Origin of the sequence: Hymenobacter swuensis DY53 (genome assembly GCF_000576555.1) — a bacterium.
Classification (GTDB): Bacteria; Bacteroidota; Bacteroidia; order Cytophagales; family Hymenobacteraceae; genus Hymenobacter; species Hymenobacter swuensis.
This window is the reverse complement of the sequence record NZ_CP007145.1, coordinates 3,919,744-3,936,655: the sequence shown is the minus strand read 5'-3', so window position 1 is coordinate 3,936,655 and position 16,912 is coordinate 3,919,744. Positions and strand designations below refer to the sequence as shown.

The window sequence follows — 16,912 nt, the reverse complement described above, 5'->3', positions numbered from 1 at the left end:
TCATTCCAACTCCTGACTTGCTGCTTGTACGTGCGGTTGCTGCCTCTATTTCGTTACCAGCTTATCAACCTCGGGTTGGTTGATCTTAACCGGATATTTTTCGCGCAGTTGGCTGATCCACAGCTTTTCCAGATAATTCTGGTAGTCAGAAGTGGCTTGGCCCCGGGCTTCGGCCAGGGTTTTGGGGCCGGCTGGCAGCTGCTTGTCAACGATGACCGTGTAGTAACGGCCATCCTGCTGAGAAGTATACGTGCCGGGGGCACTGTTTAGAAACTGGTCTACGGCTTTGTTGTCGCCTTTCTGGAAGCTGCGCTGCTGAATTTGTACGGCTAGCGGATTCTGAGCGTTCAAACGCTGTTCGATGGCAACGGGGTTGCGCGTGTAGCCCCGAACAAAAACGCCATTCGTCGCCGCCTTCAGACGGGACTCTTTCCCGCCTATTGTTACGCTGTTCATAATCCGTCCGCCCCGAATTCCCCGTTCCTGCAGATACGCCTTTACCCGGGCCGTGCGTTGCTGGGCCAGTTTAACATTTGCTTGTGCCTTCGCATGGCCGCTAACCAGAATTTCCAGGGTAGTATCTGCATCCATTTGTGCCGACAGGCTCTCAAGCGCCGATAAGCTTGCAGGTAATGGAGTAGCCGCATTGGCCTGAAAGTCAATAGTGGCAGGAATGCCCTGCGTAGTAGGCATTGTTGTTTTGGCAATGCTGGTTTGAGTAGACGTGCCCGGAATGCGTGTTGGCGTAGTCGGCTTTACAAAATACTGGGCTGCCTGGGAGCGAAGCTCCGGCGAAGCGGCACTGATAACGGTGGCCTGCACGCGGGGTTCCCACTGGTATTTCGCCTGGTTTTCAGCAAAGTATTTCTGCAGCCCTACGGTGTCCTCAATGGCCTTGCTCCATACCTTCTCATCCATGAGTTGGAACAAGAGAATCCCGTCGCGGTACTCTTTCACGAGCATGCGGTAGTCTTCGTACTTGTTTTCAAGGTTGGCCTTCTCGTAGTCGGTCAGGGTTTGCTCCACGTACTGGTCATAGAGCTGCTGCGCGGCGAAGCGGGGCTCGGCGCCAGGGCGCGGCTTCTGGTTCTGCTGTGCGAAGGTTAGGAAGTCCTTCACCAAGTAGGGCTTCCCGGCAATAGTGAACAAGGTAGAGTTATCGGTAATCGTTTTGCCCGGCTTGGTGGGAGTGGCCGTGGCCGTGTATGCAAAGCGCCCGGTTACCAGCGAGGTGTCCACCTTAGCAAACAGGTACTCCTTGCCGGCCTGGTTTTCGGTGAAGTTGTTTTCGGTGCGTACGCGCTTAAGGAAAGCGGTTTTATTGAGTTCCGAGCGGGAATCCTTCGCGACCTTGCTCTTAAGCGTGGGCTCCATAGCTTCAAACGACGGCACCGGCTGTTTCTCAATCAGCTTGATGATGTGCCAACCATAAGGCGTCTGGACGGGTTGGGAGATGTCGCCGGACTTCTGGAGCTTAAAGGCAGCTTCCTCGAAGCTGGGAATCATGCGGCCGGTACCGAAGGGCGGTAACTCGCCACCGTTGGCTGCTGAGCCGGCGTCTTCGGAAAACTGGCCCACCAACTTCTCCCAGTTCTCATTGCGTCGGGCGAGGCGGTTATATAGCTCATCCACCTTCTTGCGCACCGTCACGGAGTCGGCGGCCGGCATGCCGGGCGTGGCCCGGATCATGAGGTGGGCCACCTTGATTTCGCCCTGCGCTTGGCGTACGTCGTTCACTTTGATAATGTGGTAGCCAAAGCGGGTGCGTACCGGCTGCGACACCTGCCCTACAGGCGTAACGTACGCCACCGACTCAAAAGGATACACCATCTGCATGGCCGTGAAGTAGCCCAGCTTGCCGCCGTTCTCGCGGGCTGAAGGGTCTTCGGAAGTTGCCCGCGCTACTGTAGCAAAGTCCTCACCACTGGTTACGCGCTGACGCAGCGCCATGGCTTTCTGGTAGGCGGCCAGCGTATCCTTGGGGGTGGCATCAGGCATGAGTCGCACGAGAATGTGGGAGGCGTTTACCTCCTTGCTCATGCGGTCATACGCCTCGCGTACCAGTTTATCGGTCACGCTTTTCTCCGTGAGATACGGCTGGGCCAATTGCTGCCGGTAGCCGTCCAACTCGCGCTTAAACGCCTGCGTGGTATCGAGGCCACGCTGCTCAGCTTCGAGCACCTTCAGCTTGAAGTTGGTGTAAAGGTCGAGGTATTCCTGTACGCTGGCTTTGGTACCATACTCCGGGGCCGAGCTGTTGTTTTTACGGTAGACGTAGGCAAACTCGGAAGCGGGAACTGCCGTGGTGCCCAGCGTTTCAACCGGCGTTACCGGGGCTTTGGTGGTGGGTTTGGTGGCTTGGCACCCGGCCAGAAGAGCAGCCGCGGCGGTGCCGGCAAACAAAATGCGTTTGTGCATACAGTAAATAAGGAATCGGCGAAGCAAGGAAATCCGGTCGGGAAATGTTCCGGGTACGGATGGCTGACTGACGCAATTTTACGGATTTTTTCCGGGAGCCCGACGAGAACTGCAGCGGGCGGGCGGCCACAAAAAAAAGCACTCCGCAGGCGGAGTGCTTTCCGGCGAGCCACCGCCCTAACGGTGGTTTAGCTCAGTTTCTTATACAACCGACAAAGGTTGCGCGTTCCATCGGTGGTAAACTCCACCCGATCCATAATGCGGTTGACAAGCATCATGCCTACGCCCCCCTTCTTGCCGATGCGCACATATTCCTGCAAATCGGGCTCCACGTAGCTGGTGGGGGAGTAAGAGGTAAGGTTAGTGTCCTCAATTTCGATGCTGAATTCCTGGTTCTGCAGGCTCACCCGCATATCCAGAAACTGCGACTCATCTTCGCCGTTGCCATGAATAATAAGGTTGGCCACCACCTCATCCACGGCCAGCACAATCTGGTTAATCACCAGCTCAGCAAGATGGTAGCTTAGCAGAAACTCGCTTACAAAGTCACGCACCACCTTTAGGTTGCGGCGTGTGCAGCTAATTCTGATTGCGTGTTTCATCCCCTCGGCTTCCGTGCAGCACTACTATACGGCCACCGCTTCAACCTCCGACGGAACAATCGTCATCAGCGAATCAAGGCCCAAAATCTCAAATACGTTATGCACTTTATCCTGCATGTTAAAGAACACCAGCTTCACTCCTGCATCCTGAAACGTTTGCAGATGCGAGATAAAAACGCCCAAACCGGCCGAAGAAATATAATTCAGCTGGCGGCAATCAATCAATACTTTCTGGTTGTTCAGTATTTCCGGCTTGCTAAGCTCCGTATCAAGTAGTACTGAAGAGCTGGCATCCAGTTCACCGTCCAGGCTGAGGGTAAGGGTACTTTCAGTTGATTGTTGCGTTATTTTCATAGCTCCGTGCTACGTTAAAGGCTGCCTTCAGGTTGGGAAGCTTTGAATTTAATTACCAGCAGCGTCTGGTCATCGTGTATGGGCTGGCCTTTGCTGAACTCATTGAGGTCGGCCAGAATTTGCTCTTTAATCTGTTCGGCATCAAGATAATAGGTGCGTTCCAGCATCTGCTGAAGGCGTTCTTCACCATATTCATCCTGCGCGCCGTTGCGGGCCTCCACAATGCCGTCGGTGTAAATTACCATCACGTCGCCGGGATTGTAGTCGTAGAACTGATTCTTGATGTGCTTTTCGTAGCCATCGTGGCGGATAATGCCCAGTCCCAATCCGGCGGTACGGAAATAGGATACTTCCTCCTTGATGGAATGGTAGTACAACGTGTGACAATGCCCGGCTCGGGCAAATACAAAACCACCATGCTCATAATCAATGATATAGAGCGAAGCGGTGATGAAGGCCGCTTTTTCTAGGCAGCGAGCCAACGCAGTATTGGCCTGCGCCATGAATTTGCTGGGCACCGGAAACTTCTCCCGCTCGTTGCGGGCCAGCGGATTTTCCTGCATCAACGCGTGAAAAATCCCTTTCATCTGCGCCACATGAAATGCGGCAGTCACGCCCTTGCCCGATACGTCGCCGATGAGCACTGCCAGCCGACGGCCGGGCAAGTGCAGAAAGTCGTAAAAGTCGCCGCCCACTTCCGTGGCCGCCAAGGCGTGGGAACTGATTTCAAACCAGTTATCAATAGGTAGATTCTTCGGAATAAGGCTGTCCTGTACCGCCGAGGCAATTTTTAACTCGTCCTGTACGCGCTGCGTGTGCAGGGAAGCCTGAATCAGCTGCAGATTCTCGATGCTAAGCACGGCTTGGCTGGCGAAGGTCTGCAGAATGCTCAGGCTCTCCCGGTCAAAGCCTTGTGGTATCTCCTTCAGCATGTAGAGGTTACCATACTGCCGTTTGCTGGAGCGCAATGGCATGACAATCAAGGAGCCGAACGGTAAATTTAGGGCCCGAAAACCACTGCTGTTGAATAGGTCGTTGTTGAGGTACTCGATATGGTTGAGGTTGTAGTCAATCAGCAGATTGCGCATGGTCTTGGCCTGCTCGGGCTGCAACGTGTAGTATTGCCCCGGGTGGCTTTCCCCGGCTTCCTCCACATCCAGCCAGGCCGCATCGGCCTCCACAGTCTGAATAGCTGAGTCAAAGAACATACGGTACACTTCCTCCGTGTTCTGGCCGCGCTGGATAAGCTGCGTCAGCCGCTGCAGACTCAGAATTTCTTCGCGCTTCTGCTCAAATACACCTGCTGTAGGCAGGTTGAAGAAAGTGACCAACAGACCTATCACCGCATAAAAACCCGCGAAAAAAGCATTTAAAAGCAGAAAGGCGTGCTGCGTAGCGGGCGCAATCAGCTGCGGGTCGGATTTGGTTTGCAGGAAGTACGCCACAAATACAGCCATGGCCAGAATGATGGCCAGCTGCAACAGAATAACTTCTATTTTCTGTCGGCGGTTGAGGTAAGCGACCCACTTCTGCTGTCCACTGATATAAGCACCAAACGCAGCCAAAGCACCTAACAAAGCAGTGCTCAGACCAAAGGGGGGCGTCCAGGTAAACAGACGAAAAAGCAGAGTAATGCCCAGCAGAACTTCAAACCACAGCCACAGCCGCCGCAACCGGGCAGAGGAGCGAAATAGCACTAAAGACCGCCAAGCATAGTTCGTGCGGGCCAATAGTACCACGAAGAGGCCAACATTTATGGTATAAATGCAGGTGAAAAGGACCGAGCCGGTTTCGGGTAGCTTGGTTTGAACGAGTTGCTGTACTAGGTGCAAGCCCACACAAACGGTAGCCAGCAACCCCGGTCCCAGCACCAGTCGCCGGATCAGGCCTACAAAATCAAGGCCCCGCAGCCGTTCCTCAGTGCCTCGCTCCTGAATGAATATACAGGCCGTGAAGACTGCCTGTAGCACTAAAAGGAGCCAACCGGGCGGGGTGCCGATGGACGGCGCCAGGGAAGGATGTGCGTATAACAGCGTACAGGCCAGCAGGCCCAGCCAGCTCAGCAGGGAGAAAGGAACCAGGAAGGAATGGAGCTTCCGAAAAAATGACATGCGGTAATCCTACTGGAAAGGGCCGGGAGGCGGGCCGAAATGGGAAAGCAAGATAGGGGAGTGGGCGGAAAAAGCTGCACATATCTATCGGGCACGTAGTCCGGACTACCTACGTAATCGACAGAAAAAAGCCAACGGCCGGTAAAGGCCGTCGGCTTTTTCGATATACCCCGAAAGAAAACAAGCAGTGCTTCCGAAGCTGGCTTAGCGGCTGCTGTAGTTCGGCGCCTCGCGGGTAATCTGGACATCGTGGGGGTGCGATTCACGCAGGCCGGCTCCGGTGATGCGCACGAACCGGGCCGTCTGGAGTGCCTCGATGGTAGCCGCGCCGCAGTAACCCATACCGGCCCGCAGGCCACCTGAAAGCTGGTACAGCACTTCGGCCGCCAGCCCTTTGTAGGGCACACGGCCCACAATGCCTTCGGGTACCAGCTTTTTTACGTCGTCCTCAGCATCCTGGAAGTACCGGTCCTTCGAGCCTTCCTCCATGGCTTCTACCGAGCCCATACCGCGGTAGCTCTTGTATTTGCGGCCTTCGAACAGCGTGACTTCGCCGGGTGCTTCTTCGGTGCCGGCCAGCAAAGAGCCAATCATAATCGTACTAGCTCCGGCCGCCAGTGCTTTTACCACGTCACCGGAATACTTGATGCCGCCGTCGGCAATGAGCGGAACACCGGTGCCTGCCAGGCCCCGAGCCGCTTCCATCACGGCCGAAAGCTGCGGAACGCCAATACCGGCAATGATGCGGGTAGTACAAATGGAGCCGGGCCCTACACCTACTTTTACGGCATCGGCTCCGGCGTCGGCCAAGGCGCGGGCACCTTCGGCGGTGGCTACGTTGCCGGCAATGACTTCCAGGTTGGGAAACTGTTGCTTGAGGTTGCGCACAGCATCCAGCACGCCTTTGCTATGGCCATGCGCCGTATCTACGCTCACCACGTCTACGCCGGCTTCCACCAGGGCCGCCACGCGGTCCATCAGGTCAGCCGTAACACCCACGGCGGCACCCACGCGCAAACGGCCCAACTCGTCCTTACAGGCGTTGGGCGTACGGCGGCGCTTCCGGATGTCTTTGTAGGTGATGAGGCCCACCAGCCGGCCATCGGTATCAATAACCGGTAGCTTTTCCACTTTCGAGTCCTGCAGAATATCCTCGGCAGCGGCCAGCTCAGTGCCGGCTTTAGCCGTGACCAGCGGCAGCGGCGTCATGACGGCCGTAACCGGGCGGCTCATGTCCTTCTCGAAGCGCAGGTCGCGGTTGGTGAGGATGCCTTTCAGGCGGCGCTGGTCATCGATAATCGGAATGCCCCCAATATTATTGTTGCGCATCAGCTTCTTGGCGTCGGCCAGGGTAGCGGTTTCCTCCAGCGTGAAGGGGTCGAGAATCATGCCGCTCTCGGAGCGTTTCACGCGGCGCACCAGCTCGGCCTGGGCCTTGATGCTCATATTCTTGTGCACGATGCCGATGCCCCCTTCCTGGGCCAAAGCAATGGCCATTTCAGCCTCGGTCACCGTGTCCATAGCCGCCGAGACGAAGGGGAGTTGGAGCCGGATGTTGCGGGTTAGCTGGGTGCTGGGGTCGGCGTCGCGGGGCAGTACTTCCGAATAACCGGGCAGCAGCAGGACGTCGTCGTAGGTCAGCGCCTCAAAGGCAATTTTGGCAGCGTAGTCGGCCATGGCAACAAGAAGATTAGGTGAGGCTTGTTGCCGGACAAAGCTACGGCGGAAAATCGGGTTTTCTGTGGTGATAGTCAGATTTTGGGTTGTGCTTGTGTTATGTTCGTCGTAGCCGCTGCCTATGCCAGTACCTGCGGGCCTAGCAAAGGTTAAAACCTGCGCGCACGTTCCGGAGTTATACCGCTCAGCGCTTCCTGAATCCGAAGCGCGTATCCTTCCATTATTCCCCTCCGCGTTTCATGACAACCACCAAAAACTGGTTTATTACCGGCGTCAGCACCGGTTTCGGTAAAGAACTGGCCGACTACTGTCTGAGCCAAGGCGACAACGTGGCCGCCACCTTCCGCAAGCAGGAGCAGGCCGATGAGTTTACGAAGAAGGCTGGCGCAAACGGCCGGGGCTTCGTGGTAGAAGTAACCGATGAGGCGCAGGTAAAGCAGGGCATTGCCGACGCTATTCAGCATTTTGGCCACTTGGATGTAGTAGTAAATAACGCGGGCTACGGCTCCTTGGGCAGCATTGAGGAAATCGATGCCGCCGAAGTGCAGCGTCAGTTTGAGGTGAATGTGTTCGGGCCGCTGCATGTGCTGCGGGCCGTGCTGCCCCATCTGCGCGAGCGGAAAAGCGGCCACATCCTCAACATCACCAGCATCGGTGGGCTCAAAACGTTTCCCGGGGTGGGCGTGTACAACGCCAGCAAATTTGCCCTGGAGGCCATCGGGGAAAGCCTTAGCCAGCAGGTAAAGCCGCTGGGCATTTACGTGACCAACATCGAGCCCAGCGGCTTCCGCACGGAGTGGGCCGGCAGTTCGGCCACGTATGTAGATACCAGCATTGAGGACTACCGCGCTACCGTAGGTGAGAATCTGAAAGGAATTCAGAGCTACAGCGGCAAGCAGCCCGGCGACCCGCAGCGCGCCGCCAAAATTATGTTTGAGGTAGTACGCCAGGAGAATCCGCCACTGCACCTGCCGCTCGGTAAAGCGGCCGTGAAAGGTGCCCGTGACAAGTTTACGAGCCTAGTGCAGGAGCTGGAAACCGTAGCTGACCTTGGCGACTCAGCCGACTTCCCGGCTGGCGAGTAACGCTCCGGACGCTATTCGAAAACAATGCAAAAGCCCCGGCTGAAGCCGGGGCTTTTGCATTGTTTGGTACTGGTAAACCGTGGGGGCTAAAACTTGGCACCCACGCTTAGCTGAAACTCCCGGATGCGGTATTCGGCCTCATAGGTATAGAAACCGTTCAGGTCGCCTTCAAAATAAGAAGCCCCCGGAATCAGGACGTTATAAGGCGTGTCGGAGGCAGTAAAACCTAGCAGCAGACGGTCGGTAGTATAATACACGCCGGGCTGGATGAAGGTGTAGCTGTAGCCATTCTTGCTTAGGTTCACCATCTGGCCTATCGAAATACCGGGCATCAGGCGGCCCGATTCACCCAGCTTCACGGCATAGTGCAGGCCAAAATCGGCGCGGGCCCGGCTGAGCAATTGGCTGATGTGCTGGCTGCCATAGGCAGTAACAGAATTGTTACTGCCAACTTTGGTGGTGCCGGTGCGGTAGTTCAGGTGCTGCATATCCAGCCCCACGGTACCCGATAGTACCAGATGTTCTGACAGCGGCCGGAACCCCTTCATGTTCATGAAACCGGAAAAGGTATTGCGCACCGTTACTCGCCGGTCGGTTTCCGGGAACAGCTGCTGGCCAGATTGCGGAAAATAGTGTCCGCCGTACGACTGCGCGCGAAACTGGCTGATTTTGGGGCCCGCTTCGAAATAGAAGCTCCACTTGGCGGTGTCCTGAGCGGTGGCTGCCTGCGAGAGGCCCAGCGTAGTGCTTATTAAGGCGGCAAGGGTAAAGGATGGTTTCATAAATAACCCGGTAGAAAAGGTGGATGTCTGCCGGGTGCAAGCCAAGGATAATGCCAGAATTCGGCTTGGATAGCTTAGTGAGAAAAAAGTTCACATGCTGGAAGATTTTTTCTGCCAGCATGTGAACCTCAATGCGTTGCGGGTGATGCAGTTGGGCGCAGATCGGGGTTGAAACACAGGCTGAACTGCACGTTTTCGTTGACCTCAAACCGACTCTCCTGTCGGGGCAAGACGAGTTGATTGAGGTACCCGATTTCCACGGCGGCGGCTTTAGTAATCTGATAGCCCAGTCCCAGATACGCCCGGTTCTGCTGCAGCAGGCGCTTATTCTCGTTGCGTCCAAAACCCAGAAATACCTCGTTGGAACCCACCAGAAACGGCACTCCTTCAGTGAGCTTTTTGCCGATGAGGGGCAGCGTCAGCCGTAACTGGTAACGCATGCGGTTGAGGTAAATGAATTGTTGACCGGGCTGTACCTGCACCCAGCGTTCCTCTAGGCGGTAGCGGTGCTGCAGCTGTACCCGGCTCTTGGTATCGCACAATTGCACCTGTTGGTACAGCCGGTGCTCCGGCGCGCCCGGCAGCCCACCATCCAGCGCCGACTGCGAGTACGCGTACCCGCCGGTCAGCAGCAGGTTATCTACCACGTAATAGTTGGCCCCGGCCCGAAAAACGTTCTGGCAACCCAACGCGGAGCTGCGGCTGCGCAGCACCTGAGCCTCGGCGTGGATGCCCCACCGCTTGCTCAGGCGGGTATCACTCAGGAATATCAGCCAAGCGTTGCTCACGTTGGAGCGCATGGCTGGCCGGGGCGTCTGCTGGGCCGAAGCCGGGTGCAGCATCCGCAACATCAGGCTCGCCAGCAGCATCGTGCCCCGCCATAAAAAGGGGGTAGATTTCTGCATAGAGTAATGTTACCGAATTGTTGCCTGTGTTACCCTATTGTTAATGTTAAGTTTTAAGTAGCTCTCGATGAATGGCTAAACTCACCAGATAAACAAACGCCGACCTGTCGTTTCGGGTAGATCAAGAGCAGCATCCGGGGATACTCCAGCTTTAACTTTCTGTGCAAACTAATTCCATACATTACAGGCCATTTTGCTTTTTCGTGCCTCTGATGGCCTTCGCTTCCAGTGGGTTTTCGGGCCAGTAATGCTTTGGATACCGGCCACGTAGCTCCTTACGTACCTCAAAGTAGCTGCTGGTCCAGAAGCTGCGCAGGTCGCGGGTTACCTGGGCGGGGCGGTAGCCGGGGCTAAGCAGATGCAGCGTGAGCGGCACGCGCCCGGCTGCTACCGTGGGGGTGTCCAGCAGGCCGAATACTTCCTGCAGGCGCACAGCCAGCACCGGCGCGTTTGGCTCGGCGTAATCCAGCCGGATATGGGAGCCGGTAGGTACCTCCAAGTGGGCCGGGGCAAGGTGGTCCAGTTCTTGCCGCTGGCTCCAGCCATTCGGCAGCCGCCCTAACAGAGCCTCCTGGAAATCCACCCGACCCAGCTCCACCATCGACTTTACGCCCGTCAGGTAAGGCCCCAGCCAGTCTTCCAGTTGCGCCAGCAACACCTCATCGGACACAGCGGGCCAGCTTTCCGGAAAGTGGTAGTGCGCGAAGGCCAGCCGTTCCCGCAGCTGCTGCGCGGCCTCGCTCCAGGGCAGGCGGGCAATGCCCTGAGTACGCAATGCGCCCAGTAAGGCCTGCGTAATAGCTGCGGGGTCGGGGTTAGTTAGATTGGTATCTGCCAGCACCAGGGCCCCCAGCCGCTGCAGCCGCCGCGCCGTAACGCGGCCCGTTGCCTCATCCCAACGTACCTCGTCGCGGGTTTCCAGCTGCTCCGCGAAGTATTCTTCCAGCTCTGCCCGACTCAAAGGCGCGGCCAGGCTGGCCCGGGGCTGGGCGGCTACTCCATCCAGCGTCGCCACGGCAAAAAATACGTCCTGCTGACCGAAGAACTCGGCTGGCAGCGTGGCCCGCTGGCCGTTGACCAGCCGCACCCGCTCGGGCGTTTCGCGCTGGGCCAGGCGGTCGGGGTAGGCTAGGGCCGCCAGCAAACCCGCCACGTCGGGAACAATGTCGCCCTTGGCTCCGGCCCGGTGACGGAGTACGGTGGCGGCTTCACGTACCCGGCGCATTCCGGCACTATCGGGCAGCAGGCCGGGTAACGGGGCGCGACCGGTTTGCAGTGCCTCCAGCCGCAGGCGTAAGTCGGGCGGCCCAAACGAGCCATCAGCCGGCCGTAGAATGTCGCGTTCCGTGAGGAGGGCTGCCAGGGCGCAGGCCGTGGCTCCATACCCGATTTCCTGACCGCGCACCACCAAATGCGCTAACCGCGGAGCCAGCCCGAGACCCGATAGTGCCCGGCCGTGGGAAGTAGGGTGGCCGGCCGGCGTGAGGGCCTGCAGCCGCACCAGCAGCTCCCGGGCCTGGGCCAAGGCTGGTGCGGGCGGCGCATCCAGCCAGCGCAAAGCCGAGGCATCATGCGCACCCCACAGCGCCAGTTCCAGGGCCAGCGGGCTGAGGTCGGCGGTAAGGATTTCAGGCGCCAAGTGATGGGGTAGCTCCCGAAACTCCGCTTCCGTCCAGAGGCGGTAGCAGGTGCCGGGACCGAGGCGGCCGGCCCGCCCCCGACGCTGGTCGGCGGCGGCCTGGCTCACCGGTTCGGTGCCCAGCGTGGTAAGGCCGGTACGCGGCTCGAAGCGAGGCACCCGGGCGTAGCCGCCATCCACCACCATCGTCACGCCCTCAATGGTCAGGCTGGTTTCGGCAATGCTGGTGGCCAACACCACCTTGCGGCGGCCGGTCGGGGCGGGCCGCAGGGCGGCATCCTGTTGCTCGACGGGCAGTTCCCCGTGCAACACATGAATAGCAATATGCGCCGGCAGCGTAGCCAGCTTGTCGGCCACGCGGCGCTGGTCAGCCAGGCCGGGCAGAAACACCAGCACGTCGCCGGTGGCGTGGGCGGCCAGGGCTTCGCGCACGATGACGGGCACCAGATCCTGCAGTTTCTCGTGAGGTCGGCGGGAGGCAGTGGCGGCGCGCTGGGGACTCAGGTAGTGGGTTTCGACGGGGAACATCCGGCCCAGGCTGCTAACCACCGGCGCGCTCAGCCACTGGCCCAGTCGCCCGGCATCCAGCGTGGCTGACATGATGAGTAACCGCAGATCAGGGCGCAGTACCTGCTGGGCATCCAGGGCCAAGGCCAGCCCCAGATCAGCTTGCAGACTCCGCTCGTGAAACTCGTCGAACAGCACGGCTGCCACGCCTTCCAAGGCCGGGTCGTCCTGCAACTGGCGGGTTAGAATCACCTCTGTAACTACCTCAATGCGGGTTTTGGCCGATACCTTGCTTTCCAGCCGCATGCGGTAGCCTACCGTCTGGCCTACCGGTTCGCCCAGCAGCTGGGCCATGCGGGTGGCGGCAGCGCGGGCGGCCAAACGGCGGGGCTCCAGCACCAGAATCTTGCCGTCGGCGCGCCAGGCGGCTTCCAGCAGGGCAAGCGGGACCACTGTGGTTTTGCCGGCCCCGGGAGGGGCCTGGAGTATAGCTACGGAGTGTGTTTCCAGCGTGGTCAGCAGCGTGGGCAGGGCATCCAGAATCGGCAGAGCCAGGGCGTGCAGGCGGTTGAAGAGGGCAGAAGCAGGCAGCATACCGGATAAGCTTGTGGGAGCGGGCAGAATTGACGCTGCAAAGTTGGGCAAAACCGCTGCATGAGCGCACCGGATACCGCAACCAAGTGAGGCGTCAGACGGACTATGATAGTCTGAATAGCAGTTCGACAGGTATAAATTGCTTTTCGGCAAAACCGAGTATAATTTTTGATAAAAAAAATAACACTTTTGTGCATCGTGGACTACCTGCTTTACCACGTCTCTCCCACTATTTACTTTCGTTACACCCATGTTCAAACTGCTACTTCGTCAGTTTCTCTGCCTTTTGCTGTTTAGCCTTAGTGGGCCGCAACTTGGGCTGGCCCAGGGGCCAGCGGTGATGGAAAAACCGCCAGTTCAGCCATTTACTTGGTTTATCAAGCAAGGTCAGCACATGGTAGTGCGGCGCGGACCTGCCGTAATGTCTATGGACCGGGATGTGACGCTGGCCAACGGCGCGCGCATCAGCCATCTTGATGGTAAAGTAGAGCTGCTGACCGGTGGCAGCATGCCGCTGCAGGAAGGGGAGGCCATGAGTCAAAATGGGGAGCTGGTTGGCAGCCAGCGCGCTGCTCAGATGGGGCTGACGCCGGCCGTAATAACGGTGCGACCGGGAGCCCCGGCGGTACTGACCGTAGTGCCGGTGCCAGTAGCGCCGGCTCCGGTGGCGGCCGGGGCACCATCCGCCATAGTCGCGCCGGCTGCCGCACCGGTGCCCTCTTTCACGTATCAGCCCCCCGCGCCGGTAAACGGAAAGCTCAAAGGAGTAGTAGAGCTGGGCGCCAGCGGTTTCAACTCCTTCATCATCCGGGTAGACAAGCAGCTGAACTGGAAGCTTGAGAAGTCGGAGTTTGGCAATAGCCTGATCATGGAGAACTTGGCTACCGACGACGATGTGCGCAAGGGCCTGAAAAGTTACATCGGGCAGATGCTGGACTACGGGGTAGGTGGACGGGATATTCACTTCGTGGTAAGCTCCGGCGCGATTATGGCCGACGTTACCCGGCGCATCATCGGCACTCTGAAAGAGCTGGGCTACGTGGTAAATACCGTAACGCCCGAACAGGAAGGCGCGCTGGCCCTCAAGGCCGCCCTTCCTCCTGCTTTCACGGGCAAAGCTTTCGTGGCCGATATTGGCTCGGGTAACACGAAGATTTCCTGGATGCAGAATGCGCTGCCCAAAGCCCTGGATACGTACGGTGCCAAATATTACCAGAAGGGAATTGCCGATGAGGCGGTAGCGCGCGACGTGGCGGATAACGCCCGCCAGGTGCCAGAAGCCCTGCGTCAGACGTGCTTTATCATTGGAGGCGTACCCTACGAGCTGGCTAAAATCAATCGCCAGAATAAGGAACGTTTCACGGTGCTCAGTGCTCCGGCCGCATACACTGAGCTGCCCAACGCCAAAACCAAAGCCGGCGTTACTATTTACAAAGCCTTGTCGGACGCTACCGGCTGCCAGCAGTTTGTCTTCGACTGGGACGCGAATTTCACCATCGGTTACCTGCTGACCATGCCATAGGCTGCGGCACGGCATTCCGTTAGCGCACAGATGCCGGCTTGGGTAAGATCCGAGCCGACATCTCTGTGCTAACGGAATGCCATACCAGTAATTACTTGCTAAGCAGAAAAGGAAATAGCTGCCCGCTTAATACACGGCCACGCTTGGGTCTACCTGCGTGCTCCAGGCGTGAATGCCGCCGCGCAGGTTCAGCAGGTTGGTCAGCTCATGGCGGTGCTGGAGGTAGGCCAGGGCCTGCATGGAGCGTACACCGTGGTGGCAGATAAGCACGGTGGGCCGGTCGGGGTCAATTTCCTCGGCCCGTTGTGCCAGCTCGCCCAGTGGAATCAGCACGCTGCCCTCGATGCGACAGAAGGCATATTCCTCGGGCTGACGTACATCGATGAGTTGAAGGTCGTCGCCATTTTGGAGGCGGGCGTGCAGTTCGGAGGCGGTGAGTTCGGGAAGCATAAGAGGCGGGGCAAAACGGAAAATGCAGGAACAGCCGCAAAATTACCCTAATGCTCGTTAGCTTTGACCACGCCCGGCATCTGCTACGGTGGCCCGGGCGATACTTCGTTTCTCAGTTGTTTTCTGTGGTGCAGTCATTGTACGAGTTCTGGACGGCCGCCGCCGGGGGGAGTCCGCTGGAGTGGGTGGCGGTGCTCACAGGCTTTGCCTGCGTCTGGCTGGCCGCCCGCGAGTCGCTCTGGAACTTCCCGGTGGCCATCGTCAGCTGTGGGCTCTACGTGCTGGTATATTTCGAGGCCAAACTGTACTCCGACTGCTTTCTGCAGACCATGTTCATCTCGCTGAGCGGGTACGGCTGGTACCAGTGGCTGCACGGCGGCCGTAACCGGACCGAGCTGCCCGTGTCGCGGACCCGGGCGCGCGAGTGGGTGGCGTGCGCCGTGTTCGTACCTGCTTTCACGCTGGGCTTTGGGTATTATCTGCAGCACCATACCGATGCAGCCCTACCGCACTGGGACAGCTTTACCACGGCCGGTAGCCTAGCCGCGCAGTACCTGTTGATGCGCAAACGGGTGGAGAACTGGTTGCTCTGGATTGTGGTGGATAGCATTTATGTGCCTATTCTGTGGGCAAAGCAGCTGTATCCGACCAGCGTGCTGTATGCGCTGTACCTCGGGCTGGCCGTGTATGGCTACTGGGAGTGGCGGCGCGCTCTGCACCGGCAGCCCGCTTTATCCACCGATATTCAAGCCGCCTGAGTATGCTCCGAGTTGCCCTCACCGGCCCCGAATCGACGGGAAAAACCACCTTAAGCCGCCTGTTGGCCGAGCACTACCACACCGCCTGGGCCCCCGAGTACGCCCGGCATTACCTGGAGCACCACGGCCCTAACTACGTGCTGGCCGACTTGGAGCGGATGGCCAGAGGACAGTTGCGGGCCGAGCAGAATGCCCTGCAGGCTGCCCAGTTGCAGGGCCGCCCCGTCATGTTCTGTGATACGGACCTGTTGGTAATAAAAATCTGGGCAGAGCACTCTTTCGGCTTCTGCCCCGACTGGATTCTGCGCCGCATTGCGCAGCAGCAGTACGATTTGGTGCTGCTGCTGAGCGTGGACCTGCCCTGGGAACCGGACCCCCTGCGCGAACATCCCAACCACCGCCAGTATTTCTACGACCTCTACCAGCGGGAACTGCGGGAACAGCTGTCCAACTTTGCCGAAATCAGCGGAACCCCGCCTGAGCGATTTGAGCAGGCCTGTTTTCACGTAGATGCGCTGCTGGGCAAAACCACGGCGTGGCCGGTGGCCCGCCTGAGCTAGCTGCCGGCGTAACCCAACTTTCCGGAACGGCAGTCGTTTGTTTCTGTCGTTAGCCGCATTATCTGTTGAATGACCTACACTCTCGAAAATGAGCTGTGCCGCGTGGCCGTAGCCGCGCATGGAGCCGAGCTGCATAGCTTCATCCGCAAGGATCTGGGCAACCTGGAATATATCTGGCCCGCCGACGCGGCCTACTGGAACCGCCACGCGCCCGTGCTTTTCCCCATTGTGGGCCGCCTGCCCTCCGATGCGTACCAGCACCAGGCCCAGCCCTATACGCTGGGCCAGCACGGTTTCGCCCGTGACCGGGAGTTCACGCTCCTGCACCAAACACCGACGGAGCTTACCCTGGAACTGCGGGCCGATAAGCAAAGTCGCCGGCAGTATCCGTTTGAGTTTGCTTTGCGCATTTCGTACCGGCTGGCGGGGGCCACGCTTACGATTGGCTGGGAAGTGGAAAACCCGGGAACAAAGGAGCTGCTTTTTAGCATTGGAGCCCATCCGGCCTTTCGGTGCCCGCTCCTGCCCGAGGAATCCTTAGAGGAGTACGAGTTTGTGTTCGACCACCCCGTAACTTTGCAGCGCCATTTGCTGGAAGGCGGCCTGCTCAACGGCCAGACGGCTCCCGTGCTGGAACAGCAGGATACGCTGCCGCTCAGCTACGCGCTGTTTGCCGAAGATGCCCTGGTGTTTAAGCACTTCGACTTCACCCACCTCACCTTGCGCAGCCGTCGTTCGGGCCGCTCGGTGCGGGTGCGCTTCGATGGGTTTCCCTACCTGGGCCTCTGGACGAAAGGACCCGGTGCGCCGTTTGTGTGCATTGAGCCCTGGCAGGGAATTGCCAGCTCTACTACCAGCTCCCCGGAGCTGACCGATAAAGAAGGCATTCTGAGCCTGCAACCCGGCCAGCAGTTTCTCACTTCTCATAGCATCACCGTTGCCTGACGC

General features: G+C 58.5%; 14 protein-coding genes. 5 read left to right on the top strand and 9 right to left on the bottom strand.

The features are described 5' to 3' along the window. Positions 1 to 45: 45 nt before the first annotated feature. The 5 genes from HSW_RS18250 to guaB form a co-directional block, all read right to left on the bottom strand. On the bottom strand, positions 46 to 2,418 hold the full coding sequence (locus HSW_RS18250) for a peptidylprolyl isomerase (protein WP_044003166.1): 2,373 nt from the start codon (positions 2,416 to 2,418) through the stop codon (positions 46 to 48). A 188-nt stretch (positions 2,419 to 2,606) separates the two neighbouring features. Beyond that, complete coding sequence (locus HSW_RS18245; RefSeq protein ID WP_044003165.1) at positions 2,607 to 3,020, bottom strand: ATP-binding protein; 414 nt, start codon at positions 3,018 to 3,020, stop codon at positions 2,607 to 2,609. 24 nt (positions 3,021 to 3,044) lie between these two features. Then, the gene (locus HSW_RS18240; protein ID WP_044003164.1) at positions 3,045 to 3,374 is read right to left on the bottom strand and encodes an STAS domain-containing protein; all 330 of its coding nucleotides are present in this window, start codon (positions 3,372 to 3,374) and stop codon (positions 3,045 to 3,047) included. Between the two features lie 14 nt (positions 3,375 to 3,388). Next, on the bottom strand, positions 3,389 to 5,485 hold the full coding sequence (locus HSW_RS18235; RefSeq protein WP_052346602.1) for a PP2C family protein-serine/threonine phosphatase: 2,097 nt from the start codon (positions 5,483 to 5,485) through the stop codon (positions 3,389 to 3,391). Between the two features lie 204 nt (positions 5,486 to 5,689). Continuing rightward, positions 5,690 to 7,162 carry an IMP dehydrogenase gene (gene guaB / locus HSW_RS18230; RefSeq protein WP_044003163.1) on the bottom strand — a complete coding sequence of 491 codons (1,473 nt, stop codon included), beginning with the start codon at positions 7,160 to 7,162 and terminating at the stop codon, positions 5,690 to 5,692. 239 nt (positions 7,163 to 7,401) lie between these two features. On the opposite strand from guaB, the gene HSW_RS18225 reads away from it, so the two are divergent. Continuing rightward, positions 7,402 to 8,247 (top strand): oxidoreductase, encoded by an 846-nt coding sequence (locus tag HSW_RS18225; protein ID WP_044003162.1) that lies wholly within the window; start codon positions 7,402 to 7,404, stop codon positions 8,245 to 8,247. A gap of 86 nt (positions 8,248 to 8,333) precedes the next feature. Here HSW_RS18225 and HSW_RS18220 read toward each other — a convergent pair whose 3' ends face one another. The 3 genes from HSW_RS18220 to hrpB all read right to left on the bottom strand — a co-directional run bounded on the left by HSW_RS18220 (position 8,334) and on the right by hrpB (position 12,674). Further along, entirely contained in the window at positions 8,334 to 9,029 is a 696-nt protein-coding gene (locus HSW_RS18220) for a hypothetical protein (RefSeq protein ID WP_044003161.1), read from the bottom strand. A gap of 128 nt (positions 9,030 to 9,157) precedes the next feature. Further along, a complete protein-coding gene (locus HSW_RS18215; RefSeq protein WP_081768488.1) occupies positions 9,158 to 9,934 on the bottom strand; it encodes a DUF2490 domain-containing protein in 777 nt (258 codons plus the stop codon). A gap of 181 nt (positions 9,935 to 10,115) precedes the next feature. Beyond that, entirely contained in the window at positions 10,116 to 12,674 is a 2,559-nt protein-coding gene (hrpB, locus tag HSW_RS18210) for an ATP-dependent helicase HrpB (protein WP_052346601.1), read from the bottom strand. 250 nt (positions 12,675 to 12,924) lie between these two features. Here hrpB and HSW_RS18205 point away from each other — a divergent pair, with 250 nt between their 5' ends. Further along, positions 12,925 to 14,196: a DUF6799 domain-containing protein gene (locus HSW_RS18205; RefSeq protein ID WP_155833047.1), complete on the top strand. Its 1,272-nt coding sequence runs from the start codon at positions 12,925 to 12,927 to the stop codon at positions 14,194 to 14,196. A gap of 126 nt (positions 14,197 to 14,322) precedes the next feature. On the opposite strand, the gene HSW_RS18200 is transcribed toward HSW_RS18205, so the two are convergent. After that, positions 14,323 to 14,646, bottom strand: a complete 324-nt coding sequence (locus HSW_RS18200; protein ID WP_044003159.1) for a rhodanese-like domain-containing protein — start codon at positions 14,644 to 14,646, stop codon at positions 14,323 to 14,325. A gap of 125 nt (positions 14,647 to 14,771) precedes the next feature. Between HSW_RS18200 and pnuC the strand changes: the two genes are divergently transcribed. The 3 genes from pnuC (at position 14,772) to HSW_RS18185 (ending at position 16,909) form a co-directional block, all read left to right on the top strand. After that, positions 14,772 to 15,404 (top strand): nicotinamide riboside transporter PnuC, encoded by a 633-nt coding sequence (pnuC, locus tag HSW_RS18195; RefSeq protein ID WP_197031908.1) that lies wholly within the window; start codon positions 14,772 to 14,774, stop codon positions 15,402 to 15,404. Positions 15,405 to 15,406: 2 nt separating this feature from the next. After that, positions 15,407 to 15,964: an AAA family ATPase gene (locus HSW_RS18190; RefSeq protein ID WP_044003158.1), complete on the top strand. Its 558-nt coding sequence runs from the start codon at positions 15,407 to 15,409 to the stop codon at positions 15,962 to 15,964. Positions 15,965 to 16,033: 69 nt separating this feature from the next. Further along, a complete protein-coding gene (locus HSW_RS18185; RefSeq protein WP_044003157.1) occupies positions 16,034 to 16,909 on the top strand; it encodes an aldose 1-epimerase family protein in 876 nt (291 codons plus the stop codon). Positions 16,910 to 16,912 lie beyond the last annotated feature (3 nt).

Excerpts from the sequence above, each read along its gene's own strand:
- guaB (WP_044003163.1), bottom strand. The coding sequence starts at position 7,162 with ATGGCCGACTACGCTGCCAAAATTGCCTTTGAGGCGCTGACCTACGAC.
- HSW_RS18185 (WP_044003157.1), top strand. The coding sequence starts at position 16,034 with ATGACCTACACTCTCGAAAATGAGCTGTGCCGCGTGGCCGTAGCCGCG.
- HSW_RS18245 (WP_044003165.1), bottom strand. The coding sequence starts at position 3,020 with ATGAAACACGCAATCAGAATTAGCTGCACACGCCGCAACCTAAAGGTG.
- HSW_RS18250 (WP_044003166.1), bottom strand. The coding sequence starts at position 2,418 with ATGCACAAACGCATTTTGTTTGCCGGCACCGCCGCGGCTGCTCTTCTG.
- hrpB (WP_052346601.1), bottom strand. The coding sequence starts at position 12,674 with ATGCTGCCTGCTTCTGCCCTCTTCAACCGCCTGCACGCCCTGGCTCTG.
- HSW_RS18190 (WP_044003158.1), top strand. The coding sequence starts at position 15,407 with ATGCTCCGAGTTGCCCTCACCGGCCCCGAATCGACGGGAAAAACCACC.
- HSW_RS18220 (WP_044003161.1), bottom strand. The coding sequence starts at position 9,029 with ATGAAACCATCCTTTACCCTTGCCGCCTTAATAAGCACTACGCTGGGC.
- HSW_RS18235 (WP_052346602.1), bottom strand. The coding sequence starts at position 5,485 with ATGTCATTTTTTCGGAAGCTCCATTCCTTCCTGGTTCCTTTCTCCCTG.
- HSW_RS18240 (WP_044003164.1), bottom strand. The coding sequence starts at position 3,374 with ATGAAAATAACGCAACAATCAACTGAAAGTACCCTTACCCTCAGCCTG.
- HSW_RS18200 (WP_044003159.1), bottom strand. The coding sequence starts at position 14,646 with ATGCTTCCCGAACTCACCGCCTCCGAACTGCACGCCCGCCTCCAAAAT.
- HSW_RS18225 (WP_044003162.1), top strand. The coding sequence starts at position 7,402 with ATGACAACCACCAAAAACTGGTTTATTACCGGCGTCAGCACCGGTTTC.
- HSW_RS18205 (WP_155833047.1), top strand. The coding sequence starts at position 12,925 with ATGTTCAAACTGCTACTTCGTCAGTTTCTCTGCCTTTTGCTGTTTAGC.
- HSW_RS18215 (WP_081768488.1), bottom strand. The coding sequence starts at position 9,934 with ATGCAGAAATCTACCCCCTTTTTATGGCGGGGCACGATGCTGCTGGCG.